This window comes from Ruegeria sp. B1 (assembly GCF_056535885.1).
Genome location: NZ_JBQFJA010000001.1, coordinates 3,412,742 through 3,426,302 on the forward strand (window position 1 = coordinate 3,412,742; position 13,561 = coordinate 3,426,302).

Annotated in this window: 11 protein-coding genes; 7 read left to right on the top strand and 4 right to left on the bottom strand. The window is 58.3% G+C overall.

Features of this window, described 5'->3' with window-relative positions; translation table 11 throughout:
* Positions 1–2: 2 nt before the first annotated feature.
* From ACR3ES_RS16780 to ACR3ES_RS16790, 3 genes are all read right to left on the bottom strand, one after another.
* Positions 3–782 carry a gamma-glutamyl-gamma-aminobutyrate hydrolase family protein gene (locus ACR3ES_RS16780; protein ID WP_170433343.1) on the bottom strand — a complete coding sequence of 260 codons (780 nt, stop codon included), beginning with the start codon at positions 780–782 and terminating at the stop codon, positions 3–5.
* 209 nt (positions 783–991) lie between these two features.
* The gene (locus ACR3ES_RS16785) at positions 992–1,417 is read right to left on the bottom strand and encodes a heme-binding protein (protein WP_170433341.1); all 426 of its coding nucleotides are present in this window, start codon (positions 1,415–1,417) and stop codon (positions 992–994) included.
* Between the two features lie 68 nt (positions 1,418–1,485).
* Positions 1,486–3,621, bottom strand: coding sequence for a malate synthase G (locus ACR3ES_RS16790; RefSeq protein ID WP_170433339.1), 2,136 nt, complete (start codon positions 3,619–3,621; stop codon positions 1,486–1,488).
* Between the two features lie 217 nt (positions 3,622–3,838).
* Between ACR3ES_RS16790 and pepN the strand changes: the two genes are divergently transcribed.
* From pepN to ACR3ES_RS16820, 6 genes are all read left to right on the top strand, one after another.
* Positions 3,839–6,391 carry an aminopeptidase N gene (pepN, locus tag ACR3ES_RS16795; RefSeq protein ID WP_170433336.1) on the top strand — a complete coding sequence of 851 codons (2,553 nt, stop codon included), beginning with the start codon at positions 3,839–3,841 and terminating at the stop codon, positions 6,389–6,391.
* Complete coding sequence (locus ACR3ES_RS16800) at positions 6,388–6,816, top strand: hypothetical protein (protein ID WP_170433334.1); 429 nt, start codon at positions 6,388–6,390, stop codon at positions 6,814–6,816. Before pepN ends, ACR3ES_RS16800 begins: the two co-directional genes overlap by 4 nt.
* 245 nt (positions 6,817–7,061) lie before the next feature.
* Complete coding sequence (locus ACR3ES_RS16805) at positions 7,062–8,204, top strand: hypothetical protein (RefSeq protein WP_480581885.1); 1,143 nt, start codon at positions 7,062–7,064, stop codon at positions 8,202–8,204.
* Positions 8,205–8,304: 100 nt separating this feature from the next.
* Entirely contained in the window at positions 8,305–9,816 is a 1,512-nt protein-coding gene (gene gatB, locus ACR3ES_RS16810) for an Asp-tRNA(Asn)/Glu-tRNA(Gln) amidotransferase subunit GatB (protein WP_170433332.1), read from the top strand.
* 151 nt (positions 9,817–9,967) lie between these two features.
* On the top strand, positions 9,968–11,218 hold the full coding sequence (gene pepT / locus ACR3ES_RS16815) for a peptidase T (protein WP_170433331.1): 1,251 nt from the start codon (positions 9,968–9,970) through the stop codon (positions 11,216–11,218).
* A gap of 86 nt (positions 11,219–11,304) precedes the next feature.
* Positions 11,305–11,721, top strand: coding sequence for a DUF4177 domain-containing protein (locus tag ACR3ES_RS16820; RefSeq protein ID WP_170433329.1), 417 nt, complete (start codon positions 11,305–11,307; stop codon positions 11,719–11,721).
* 91 nt (positions 11,722–11,812) lie between these two features.
* On the opposite strand, the gene ACR3ES_RS16825 is transcribed toward ACR3ES_RS16820, so the two are convergent.
* Positions 11,813–12,748 carry a hypothetical protein gene (locus ACR3ES_RS16825; protein ID WP_170433327.1) on the bottom strand — a complete coding sequence of 312 codons (936 nt, stop codon included), beginning with the start codon at positions 12,746–12,748 and terminating at the stop codon, positions 11,813–11,815.
* Between the two features lie 195 nt (positions 12,749–12,943).
* Here ACR3ES_RS16825 and ACR3ES_RS16830 point away from each other — a divergent pair, with 195 nt between their 5' ends.
* On the top strand, positions 12,944–13,549 hold the full coding sequence (locus ACR3ES_RS16830) for a PEMT/PEM2 family methyltransferase (protein WP_170433325.1): 606 nt from the start codon (positions 12,944–12,946) through the stop codon (positions 13,547–13,549).
* Positions 13,550–13,561: the final 12 nt, after the last annotated feature.

Genomic DNA, 13,561 nt, shown 5'->3' on the forward strand with positions numbered 1-13,561 from the left:
GTTCAGGCAGATTTCTGGATCAGTTGCGCCTCGGATCCGCTCGACCAGGCCCGAACGGCTGCTCCAAACGCCTCGAACAGAGGGCGCGATACGGGGTCATTGATCGCGTCCCACTCAGGGTGCCACTGCACCGACAAGGTAAAGCCGGGCGCATCCTTGATATAGATTGCTTCCGGGGTCCCATCCGGCGCATGGCCGTCAATGACGACACGTTGCCCCAGCGACTTCAGGCCCTGACCGTGCAACGTGTTTGTCATCACCTCGGCCGCACCAAACATCTGATGAAAAACGCCATCCTGCGACAGGGTCACCACATGGCGGAGGGCGAATTTTTCCTCAAGCGTTCCGTCCGGCGGCATGCGGTGGTTCATCCGCCCGGGAAGATCACGGATTTCTGGGTACAGCGTACCACCCATAGCCACATTGACCTCTTGAAACCCACGGCAAATGCCCAGGAAAGGCTGACCGCGCTCCACACAGGCCCGCACCAGCGGCAGGGTGATTGCATCCCGCGCGCGGTCGAATTCGCCATGCGCATCGGTAGCAGACTCTCCGTACTCTTCGGGGTGCACATTCGGGCGCCCACCGGTCAGCAGGAACCCATCACAGACCTCCAGCAACTCGTCGACCGAGACATAGCGCGGGTCGGCAGGGATCAGCAGGGGCAGACATTGCGAAACATTGGCCACGGCATCAGAATTCATCGTCCCGCCGGCATGCGTCGGGTATTGGTCGTTCATGAGGTATGAGTTGCCGATGATACCGACGACAGGTCGATGCATTCAGTTATCCTTGCGGTTCACTCTCGTTGACAAAGAAGCTATCCGGAGCCCTAAGAACGTGCAACAGAACACGCCCTGCATGACAGCGCAAGGACGTGTTCAGAGGCGCACAAACCGATAAAGGCAAAAAACCCGAAAAGACGCCACATTTGTTCGTTTTTCGAGCGGTGTTGGAACACGCATCTTATCGACCAATACCAAAGCTGCGATTAGATTTCGCCAACCAGCCCGGCGGCTTCGATGCCTGCAAGTGCAGCGGCGGCATCGTTGTCAGATGTGTCGCCAGTGACACCAACCGCGCCAATCACGGCCCCCTTGCGATCCCGCAGCAAGACGCCGCCCGGAACCGGGATGACCTGACCGCCATAAACACCGTTCACGGCGGCCATGAAATACGCCTGATTTTCGGCCCTTTGCATTTGAGCGGATCCCGCCATGCCCAACATGACCGAGCCATAGGCCTTGCCCTGGGCAATCGCAAACCGACCCGGCGCTGCCCCATCTTCGCGTTCAAACGCAATGACGTGACCGCCTGCATCCAAGACGACCACAGAGAGGGGCTTCAGCTCCATCTCATGTCCCTTGTCCAAAGTCTTTCGAATAATGGTGCGCGCCTTGCGTAGCGAAATGGACATCAGGTTTTCCTCTAAACAGTATGGATGTTGGGTATGGCAGGCGGACCGTCAGACTGCCAGTTCGGTGTTCACGCACGGCTGGCTTTGTACTCCAACCTTCGGGCGTGCAGGACGGGTTCGGTGTAACCCGAGGGCTGGACCCGACCCTTGAACACCAGATCGCACGCGGCCTGAAACGCGATTCCGTCAAACCCCGGGGTCATAGGGGTATACGTCGCGTCGTCTTCATTCTGGCGATCCACGACGGCGGCCATTTTTTGCATGGCCGCCATGACCTGCGCCTCATCGACCACACCATGATGCAACCAGTTCGCGAGCGCCTGCGACGAAATCCGGCAAGTGGCGCGATCCTCCATCAGGCCAATATCGTTGATGTCCGGCACTTTCGAGCATCCGACACCCTGATCAACCCAACGCACGACATAGCCCAGAATGCCTTGCGCATTGTTTTCGATTTCGCGAGTGATTTCGTCATCACTCAGGTTGCGACCGCCCAACAGCGGGATGGTCAGCAGATCACCCAGAGTACCCCGCGCGCCACCGGCGGCGATCTCGTCCTGTCGCGCCAGCACATCAACCTTGTGATAGTGGGTCGCGTGCAGCGTCGCCGCTGTTGGCGACGGCACCCAGGCACAGGTTGCGCCTGACATCGGATGACCGATCTTGGCCTCAAGCATGTCGCCCATCCGGTCCGGCATCGCCCACATGCCCTTGCCGATCTGAGCCTTGCCCTCCAGACCGCAAGCCAGACCGATATCGACATTTCGATCCTCATAAGACGCGATCCAGGGCGTGCTCTTGATATCGCCTTTGGGCAGCATAGGGCCCGCTTCCATCGAGGTGTGGATTTCATCCCCTGTCCGGTCGAGGAACCCCGTGTTGATAAAGGCCACGCGCGATTTTGCGGCACGGATGCATTCTTTGAGGTTGGCCGACGTGCGGCGCTCTTCATCCATGATGCCCAGTTTCACAGTGTTGCGCGGCAGTCCCAGAATATCCTCGACCATATCGAAGACTTCCACGGAGAAGCTGACTTCCTCTGGCCCGTGCATCTTGGGTTTGACCACATAGACCGACCCTTCGACAGAGTTGCCACCGTCGCGCTTTAAATCGTGTATAGCGATCAGTGTGGTGCACAGCGCATCCATCAATCCTTCGCCGATTTCACGACCTTCTGAATCCAGCACTGCGGGGTTTGTCATCAGGTGCCCGACATTGCGGATCAGCATCAGCGAACGACCTTTCAACGCCGCCTGTTCGCCTGTCGCATCGGTAAATGTGACATCCTCCGACAGCTTGCGCGTGAATGTCTTGCCAGCCTTCGTCACCTCTTCGGTCAGGTCACCTTTCATCAGACCCAGCCAGTTGCCGTAAGCCACCACCTTGTCGGCCGCATCCACGCAGGCAACCGAATCCTCACAGTCCATGATGGTCGACAGGGCCGACTCCAATCTGACATCTGAGATACCCGCCGCATCAGACGCGCCAATTGTGCTGGTTGCGTCGATCATGATCTGGATGTGCAATCCGTTGTTTTTGAGCAGCACGAAATCCGGTGCTGCCGATGTTCCGCCAAACCCCACAAACGCGTCAGGGTTCGCGAGCGCAGGCACCAATGTGCCCTCTTGAACGGACAACCCAGTCACTTCGGACCATGACCCTGTGGCCAATGGAACGGCGTCATCCAGAAACGCCTTGGCCCATGCGATCACCCGGTCTCCCCGCGCGCTGTCATATCCGCCGCCAACGGGCAAATCCCCCATCGCATCGGTTCCATACAACGCATCATAGAGACTGCCCCAACGTGCATTCGCAGCGTTCAGAGCAAAGCGGGCATTGGTAATCGGAACCACCAGTTGCGGGCCGGGTGTCACAGCAATCTCGGGATCGACATTTGCGGTTTCGATCTGGAACTCAGGGCCGTCTTCGACCAGATACCCGATGTCGCGCAGGAATGTCTCATATGCGTCGGGGTCGTGCGGTTGCCCGGTGCGGGACAAATGCCACCCGTCAATACGACTTTGGATGTCGGCCCGTTTGGCCAGAAAATCCCGGTTTTTGGGTCCCAACTCGTCCGTCATGCGCGCGAGGCCGGTCCAGAACGTTTCCGGCGCGACGCCCGTCCCCGGCAGCGCCCGGTTTTCGATGAAATCCACCAGTTCCCAAGCAATTTTCAGCCCGTTCCGGTTTTCTCTGCCGCTCATTCTCCGATTCTCCCGCTTTGTGTGCGATTGTATGCACCCACCAATTAGGATGAAAGTTTCCGATAGGCAACTTCTGCAATCGACTTTGCGAGCCGGGCATGCGTTTTCAGCGACTTCACGGTCTCCGCGCCGAACACAGGGTTCTCCCCGGCCATGCTTGCAGCCAACCTGCGATGCTCATAACGTCCTGCCAGAATTGAACTGATGCGAGAGCCCGATGCGTGACGCCGCCCCCACCACGATCTACCTGAAAGACTACACACCCTTTGGCTATCTTGTGGACAGCGTGCATTTGACGTTCGATCTGGCAGAACACGCCACGCGGGTCACTTCCCGGATCGCCTTTCGCCCGAACCCGGACGCGACCGACCCGACATTCTTTTTGCACGGCGAAGATCTGACGCTGATCCGGGCCGCCATTGACGGCCGCAACGCCGCGCCGGAGATAACGGACAAGGGTCTGACAGCCGAGGTACCTGACGGGCCGTTTGTGTGGGAAGCCGAAGTCGAGATCGACCCGGGCAATAACACCGCACTGGAGGGGCTGTACATGTCAAACGGCATGTACTGCACCCAATGCGAGGCCGAAGGGTTTCGCAAGATCACCTATTTCCCGGACCGTCCCGATGTCATGTCTACCTTCACCGTGCGCATCAATGGGGATCTGCCTGTGCTGCTGTCCAACGGCAACCCATCCGGTCAAGGCGCAGGCTGGGCTGAATGGACTGATCCCTGGCCGAAACCGGCCTATCTGTTTGCGCTGGTTGCGGGTGACCTGATTGCGCACTCAGACACGTTCACCACCCGATCGGGACGCGACGTGGACCTGAATCTATGGGTGCGTCCCGGAGACGAGGGCAAATGCGACTTCGGTATGGAAGCCCTAAAGAAGTCAATGAAGTGGGACGAGGATGTCTATGGTCGTGAATACGATCTGGACGTCTTTAACATCGTGGCCGTCGACGATTTCAACATGGGCGCGATGGAGAACAAGGGGTTGAACATCTTCAACTCCTCCGCCGTATTGGCAAGCCCGGAAACCTCGACCGACCTGAATTTCGAACGGATCGAGGCAATCATCGCGCATGAGTATTTTCACAACTGGACCGGCAACCGCATCACCTGCCGGGACTGGTTCCAGCTGTGCCTGAAAGAGGGTTTGACCGTATTCCGAGATGCGCAGTTCACCTCCGATATGCGCTCGGCTCCGGTAAAGCGCATCCACGACGCTATTGACCTGCGCGCGCGCCAGTTTCCCGAAGACAACGGGCCGCTGTCCCACCCGGTCCGGCCCGAGAGTTTTCAGGAAATCAATAATTTCTATACGTCGACAGTTTACGAAAAAGGCGCCGAGGTGATCGGTATGCTGAAAAGGCTGGTCGGTGACGAAGCTTATGCCAAAGCGCTGGATCTGTACTTCGACCGCCATGACGGGCAGGCCTGCACGATCGAAGACTGGCTGCAAGTGTTCGAAGATACGACAGGTCGTGATCTCGACCAATTCAAGCGCTGGTACAGCCAGTCCGGGACACCGCGCGTCTCGGTGTCCGACGATTGGAACGAAGGCACTTACACCCTGACCCTGAAACAGCACACCGAACCCAAGCCGGGACAGACGGAAAAGCTGCCACAGGTGATCCCGGTGGCCGTGGGCCTGCTTGGGCCGAACGGGGACGAGGTGCGAGCGACCGAAATGCTCGAACTGAAAGAGGCGGAACAATCCTTCTTTTTCACAGGACTGGCTGCGAAACCCATCCCGTCCATTCTACGCGATTTCTCGGCCCCCGTGATTTTGGAACATGACCATAGCAATGCCGAACGCGCCTTCCTGCTGGCCCATGACACGGACCCGTTCAATCGGTGGCAAGCCGGACGATCGCTGGCACAGGATACTCTGCTGCAGATGATCCTGAACGAGGCGACACCGGACGCAGACTATCTGGACGGGCTGCTTGCGGTTCTGCGCGACAGCGCACTGGACCCCGCCTATCGCGCCTTGATGCTGGGCTTGCCCACACAATCGGAACTGGCTGCCATGGTGCATGATCGCGGTCATACGCCCGACCCGATGACAATTTGGACCGCTGTGGAAACACTACGCCAGGCAACGGCACAGCATATGCAGGACATACTTCCACGCTTGCACAGTGAGGCGCTGGTTGACGCCCCGTATAGTCCGGACGCAGAACAATCGGGCCAACGCGCGCTCGGCAGCGCGGCGCTGGCCCTGACCACTCGGTTGGACGGGGGCGCGATGGCCGCGGAGGTCTATGCAACAGCGGACAACATGACCTTGCAATTGGCGGCCCTGTCCTGCTTGCTGCGCGCTCAGAAAGGCACCGCCGAACTGGCTGCGTTCCATGATCAATGGCAGCACGACCGACTTGTCATGGACAAGTGGTTCGGCCTGCAGGTGGCAATGGCCGCGCCGCAGGTGACGCCGGAAACAGCGCGCGCCCTGACGGAACACGCTGCCTTTAACTGGAAAAACCCGAACCGGTTCCGTGCTGTCATGGGCGCTCTGGCCATGAACCACGCAGGATTTCACCAACCTGGCGGCGCAGGATATCAACTACTTGCCGACTGGCTGATCCGGCTTGATCCAGTCAATCCGCAGACCACGGCGCGCATGTGCTCGGCCTTTCAGACCTGGAAGCGGTATGATGCGGACCGGCAGGCCCTGATGCGTGCTCAGCTGACCCGCATAGCGGACACCCAGGACCTGTCGCGCGACACGACCGAGATGGTGTCGCGTATCCTTGGCGCATGACGCCGTTTACGTTTGTCCGGCGGAACCGGAACGCGCGCACCATCGGCATTCTGATTGGTGTCTATGCCGCCCTGCTTACGCTGGTGATTGTGTTCGATGCCGTATGGTGGCTGGTCGGTGTGCTGTCTCTGGCCACTGTGCCAGCCGTCTTGGATGTGGTTCAGGACAGCAGCGCAGGCCTGAGTCTCGATCAGCAGCAATTGCGCTGGTTTTCAGGCAAGCGTCAGGGCGATATCACTCTCAGCGACATAGACTTTTTTCGGTTTGACACACGCTGGGACTTTTCCGTGCGAATCTCGCTGGTTTTGCGGTCCGGCAAGCGGGTAAGGCTGCCGGATGAAGCCTGTCCGCCACATCGGCAGTTCGAACAGGTGTTGCAAGAGGCCGGATACCGCGTCAAACGGCATCATTTTACCGTTTTCTGAAACGATCCGCGCCCACGGATCGGATTGATCAAGCTATTTCCAAGATTACCAGCAATTAACTTGAAATAACCGCGAATAGCGGCCAGAGTTTGGCTTCAGTTACGAGTTTTACAGTTTCGAGTTCCACCATGTTTCGGTTGTTCAGGGCGCTTAACGCCCATTTCTCAGCTTTTCCGACGGCAAACGCGCCCGAATCGTGCGCGACAGAGACCGCTTTGGCAGAAGCTTTGCCGGACCAGGGTCAGTTGAATATTCCTGTCGCCCAGTTGGGGTCCGAGGATCTGGTTGGTCGCGCATCCATCGAGCATGGTCGCCATCTGGCCCGGCAGGATCGCTGGGCCGAACTCGCGGACGAAATGCGTGCCGCCGATGACGCGCGGACCACCGCGCCGGACGGAATGCCAATTGCGGATTTGTTGGCGTTTGGCGCACGGTCCGACGTGGTTCTGGCGGCGGAACATGCGCTGTCTGATGGCAAAGCAATCTCGGATTATGACCTGTTGGGCGGTATTGCCGAGTTGGAAAGCGAAATGTCCGAGCATGCCGACGATCCGATGATCGCTGCGATTGTTGCCTTGGCACATATCGATCTCGCCTGGGCCTGGCGCGGGACCGCGATGGACGCCACACTGCCGCCTTTGCACCGGTCGCGTTGCGCAGCGCATTTTGACAGGGCAGCGGCGATTTTGCCCGATTGCCGCAAGACCGCACCGAACAGCCCCCTGATTGCTGCGGCCAGTTGCGCGCTGTTGGCCGGTCAACGCAAGGCCACTGCACGGGTGTCGGACGAATACGAACGTCTCATCACTCTCGATCCCCAGAACCATCGCCATATGCGCGCCATGGGTAGCCATCTGTTGCCGCGCTGGTTCGGCAGTTACGAAGAGCTAGAGGTTCAGGCCCTGCGCAACGCAGCGCGAACGCAAACCGTCTGGGGCGCTGGCGGCTATACCTGGGTACAGTTCGACGCCATCGCTTTGGATGAGGAGGCGTGCGCGCGGGTGGATGTCGAGTACTTCCTCGAAGGTCTTCGCGACATCGCGCGGCGGCGACCGGACCAGCAGATGATTAACATGCTGTCGGCCTATTGTGCGATCACTCTGCAGAACGGCCCGGGATTAAACGAAAAAGCAGACCTTGTCCGCAGCCAGATCCGCGAGGCAGCAAACTGGCTGATCCGGGATCATCTGACTGAATTGCATCCGTTGATATGGGCCCATGCGGCGAACGGATTCAACAACAGCGTCCGCATCAATTCGCCCGAACGGTTCGCCGCACGGGGACAACGGCATGCGATGCGCGCAATTGCAGACCTGTTCCGCGAAGAACTGGGCAGCGGCAAGGACGTCACTTTCACGCCGACGGGTCTACAGTTCACCACCGATTGAACGACGCGGGATTTGCGCGTTTCACTGCCTTACCCCCTTGCCCCTTTGGCGTGCCAGGCCTAATACGCAGGCTTAGACTTCTGCGGATATGAGGCGCGCCATGCTCGACCTGACATACGAAATGCCCAAACCCAAAACGATTGCCGGGGCCAAGCACGATTGGGAACTGGTGATCGGGATGGAGGTGCACGCTCAGGTCTCGTCCAATGCCAAGCTGTTCTCTGGCGCATCGACCGAATTCGGGGCCGAACCAAACTCGAACGTAGCATTTGTGGATGCGGCAATGCCCGGAATGCTGCCGGTGATCAACGAATATTGCGTTGAGCAGGCTGTGCGCACCGGGTTGGGCCTGAAGGCAGATATCAATCTGAAATCGGCGTTTGACCGTAAGAACTATTTCTACCCCGACCTGCCGCAGGGATACCAGATTTCCCAGCTTTATCAGCCTATTGTGGGCGAGGGTGAAGTTCTGGTCGAGATGGGTGACGGTACCGCGCGCATGGTGCGGATCGAACGTATTCACATGGAGCAGGACGCAGGCAAGTCCATTCACGACATGGACCCGCATATGTCCTTCGTCGACCTGAACCGGACCGGTGTCTGCCTGATGGAGATCGTCAGCCGCCCTGATATTCGTGGGCCGGAAGAGGCCGCCGCCTATATCGTCAAGCTACGTCAGATCCTGCGCTATCTGGGCACCTGTGATGGCAACATGCAGAACGGCAACCTACGCGCGGACGTGAACGTCTCGATCTGCTTGCCGGGCGCGTATGAGAAGTATCAGGAGACACAGGACTTCTCGCATCTCGGCACGCGCTGCGAGATCAAGAACATGAACTCGATGCGCTTTATCCAGCAAGCGATTGAGGTCGAGGCCCGCCGTCAGATCGCCATCGTCGAAGGCGGTGGCACCGTCGATCAGGAAACCCGCCTCTACGATCCGGACAAGGGCGAGACACGCTCGATGCGGTCCAAGGAAGAAGCGCATGATTACCGCTATTTCCCAGACCCCGACCTGCTGCCGTTGGAGATCGAACAAGCATGGGTGGACGATATTGCCGCCAAGTTGCCTGAGCTGCCGGACGATAAAAAAGCGCGCTTTATCAGCGCATTCGGCCTGACCGATTACGACGCGTCGGTACTGACAGCCGAGGTGGAATCGGCAGCCTATTTCGAAGACGTTGCCAAGGGCCGCAATGGCAAGCTGGCCGCAAACTGGGTTATCAACGAGCTGTTTGGCCGTCTGAAAAAAGAAGATCATGACATCACAGAGTCGCCAGTCTCCCCGGCACAACTGGGTGGGATCATCGACCTGATTTCCTCTGACGCCATCTCGGGCAAGATTGCCAAAGACCTGTTCGAGATCGTCTATACCGAAGGCGGTGACCCGGCGCAGATCGTCGAAGAGCGCGGGATGAAACAGGTGACGGATACCGGAGCGATCGAAACCGCTCTGGACGAGATCATCGCCGCCAATCCGGCACAAGTCGAGAAAGCCAAGGTGAACCCGAAACTGGCGGGCTGGTTCGTCGGGCAGGTCATGAAGGCGACCGGCGGCAAGGCTAATCCCAAAGCGGTTAACGAACTGGTCAGCAAGAAGCTGGGCGCATAAATCCTATGTTTTGTACAGATCAGGCGACGTGGCGCGCCTGATTTGTACGTCGTGCGCCGCGGCCTTTTGCTCACCATTTGCGGGATGGGCCATCGGGTTGACTTCACTCAGGATTGCCCCCTTTCTTGCGCCAATAGAGAGGTGCCATTTCATGCAGAACAGGTTTGATCAGGAACTTGAGGACCGATTGGTCCGGTATGCCGCGATTGACAGTCAGAGCGACGAAACCTCGGCGACCACGCCCAGCACCGAGGTCCAGTTCGACATGCTGAACCTGTTGCAGCAAGAACTGACCGAGATCGGCGCGCAGGATGTCGGGCTGACAGGTGACAGCGTCGTGGTTGCGACCATCCCGGGCACAGCACCCGGACCGACCGTCGGCTTTCTGGCGCATGTGGACACCGCACCGCAATTCAACGCCGCGGGTGTCAGGCCACGGGTGATCAAGGGATACAACGGCGGCGACATCACCTTTCCGGATGACCCAGAACTTGTTTTGTCTCCGGAAGAGCACCCGTATCTGGCACAGAAAATCGGGCATGACCTGATTACTGCATCGGGCACCACGCTGTTGGGCGGAGACGACAAGGCGGGTGTGTCGATCCTGATGACCATGGCGCGGCACCTGCTGGAGAACAAAGACATCCCGCACGGGCCCATCCGCATTGCCTTTACGCCAGATGAAGAGATCGGGCGCGGTGTCACCGAACAGCTGCCCAAGGATCTGGGGGCCGATTTCGCCTATACGCTGGATGGGCAGGAACTGGGCGAGATTGAATACGAGAGCTTTTCGGCCGATCGCGCTGTTATCCGGATCGAAGGTGTGTCGATCCACCCGGGACTGGCCAAAGACAAGATGGTGAACGCCGCGCATCTGGCGGCCAAGATCGTTCAGACCCTGCCGCAGGCGACGATGACGCCCGAGGTCACCGATGGGCGCGAGGGGTTCATCCACGTGACCGACATGAATGGCGGCTCATCCGTGATGGAAATCAAGCTGATCCTGCGCGATTATGAGATGGAGGGTCTTGAGGCGCAGCGCGATCTGGTGCGCAAGGTTTGCGACGCGGTACAGGCCTCGGAACCACGCGCGACCATCACCTGCGACATCAGTCACCAATACCGCAACATGCGCTATTGGTTGGAACAGGACATGACGCCCGTCGATCTGGCGCGCGATGCGTGTCGGGACCTGGGGATTGAACCGCTGTCCGTTCCGATCCGGGGTGGTACGGACGGGTCGCGTCTGACCGAGTTCGGAACGCCCTGCCCGAACCTCTTTACCGGCATGCAGTGCATTCACGGACCTTTGGAATGGATCTCGGTTCAGGATATGGCGCAGGCCACGGAGTTGTGTCTGGCGGTCGCGACCAAGGCAGCGCAGAGCAAAAGCAACACTTAGGGCTGAATTCCGATGGCAAGGCGACTTTTCTTTCGTCCGAGGCCCAAAATGATAAGTTGGCCGGGACAGGCATTTAGGAACATTTGATGCAGCGCTACGAATACAAGGTTGTCCCCGCCCCGCAAAAAGGCACCAAAGCCAAGGGGGTCAAAACACCGGAGGGGCGGTTTGCGACGTCGATTGAACACTTGCTGAATGACATGGGCGCGGATGGTTGGGAATATCAGCGCGCCGAGCTATTGCCCAGCGAAGAACGGTCTGGCCTGACCGGGTCGGCCACAAACTGGCGGAATGTGCTGATATTTCGACGTGCGCTCGAAGCGGGAGAAATCGTGGTCCCTACCCCTGGCCCGACCGAAACGCCCGAAGGTGTGCCGCTTGCGCAACCTGTTCCGGGTCCGGACATTGTGGCCGCCCCGGAGCCAATCGCCGAAGACGCGAAAGACCCGCCCTTGACGCTGAAAGACGCGAAGCCCGAAGAAACCGAGCCGGAAAAGACCTGAGTAAACGGCGGCGAACCCAGACGGAACCACACAGGCACTCAGCGGTCTGCCGAACCCAGGTTACAGGGCACCAGACCTCAGGCACATTGGGTCAGCTTTCCCCGGTTTGCGCCTTGTCGGCGTCGGCCGCATCCTTTGGCCTCGCCCCGGTGCCACGGATCTTGACAAACCGGCTTAGCACATCGAACCAGAACGGCGCACCCAGAATGGAGGCGAACGCAGCGAGAAGCCATCCTGGAATGTGGTAGTGAAAAGGTGGACCATCGTCCTGCCACCCGATACCGAAGCCCTCTAAATCCGCATAAAGCTCTGATATATTGTTTAAATTCTCCTGTGGCGTGGATGTTGTCGCGTCGTCATCTATACCCTGTTGCGCGCGGACACGGGCATCGGCCTCGGCCACCAATCGCGCCCGCAAGACGTCGTCTTGATACAAATCCGACGACAACCTGACAACGTCGAGGTTGAACGACACGGCCAGCGCAAAGCCCACAACAAACGAAACCCATTGCTGGTACCGTTTAAACCGGCCCGACAACCGGTCCATTGACCCGTCAAACCAGCTCTCAACGGCGGCTTCAAGCTCTCTGGCGCTCTTGATCGAGTCGTCCATCAATCCGGAAAGGAGAGTCCTGAGCGGCGCCAGCCTGATTTTGGATATGACGAGACGCAGATCACCAAAGCTCGTTTCACTCAGTGACTTTCCCTCGCCATCAGCCTCGAGGACGGTCAGAAGAAGCGCACGGGAAAACATCGAACCCGAGATGTAAGACGGATGTTCTGTCGCGTTAGGCTCTTTGGACGTTGAGTTATCTTTTTGCTTTGCGTTCCAGCCAATTAGCAGCCTCTGACCATAAAAGTGTTTTCGGTACTCCGGGTCAGAAACGATCTCGGAGATCGCGGCCCTCAGCACTCTGGCGCGCAATCGAAAAACAGATGCAATCAGCTCGGTAACAGCCGTTACAAGCAGGCTTAAAATCAAAAAAACAAATACAATTGCGATGCCGATTTCCAAATATACAGACATAATAAACCCTCAAAATGCACCCTAAAATTAACATAAAACGAGAAAAGTCCAAAATGCGGCGGCTGTTTGGCCGGTGCCGCAGGACAAGAGGCCAGCTGTCCTCAACCTGTTACAAACACCCGTTACAGCGAGTTACATGGGCCAAAAAAGCGCCCATATCAGACCGAAACGTGACACGATCCAACGGACCACGATATGGAACAGTTCTTCTCCTTAGTTCATACGATTGCATTGGTTACTGCTCTCAGCTCGGCCTTTATGCTGTGCGTCAATCTCGCCTTGAGTTTATGCCAGCCAAAGCTTGGACTGTGGCCCAGCGCCAGCGGTTGGCAGCATCACGTTGCCTTTGGTTTGTTCCGGATGTTTTGCGGCGCAACCGTCGTGTTTGCCCTGAGTGAGGTTTGGGTGAACGGTTGGGGGCACTGGGTACGCTATGCCATCGGTGTGCCGATAATGGTTCTGTCTTTCGGTGTCACGTTATGGGGCTACCGCTTTCTGGGGCTCGACAACACCTACTGCGAAAACGAGGGGTTGGTGACCGGCGGCATGTATGCCTATTCGCGCAACCCGCAATATGTGACTTCGGTTCTGGCCACCGTGGGACTGGGTATTGCCAGCGGGTCCTTCCTAACGCTAGTGCTGGCGGCCTTCCTGTTCATGATCTACTTTCTGTTTGTCCTGAACGAGGAACGCTGGCTGTTGCAGGGTTATGGCCGAGCGTTTCAGGAATACATGCAATCCACGCCGCGTTTCGTGGATGAACGCAGCCTGATCCGTGTGCGCGACGCCATTCTGGGATAATCCGCCCCGCGC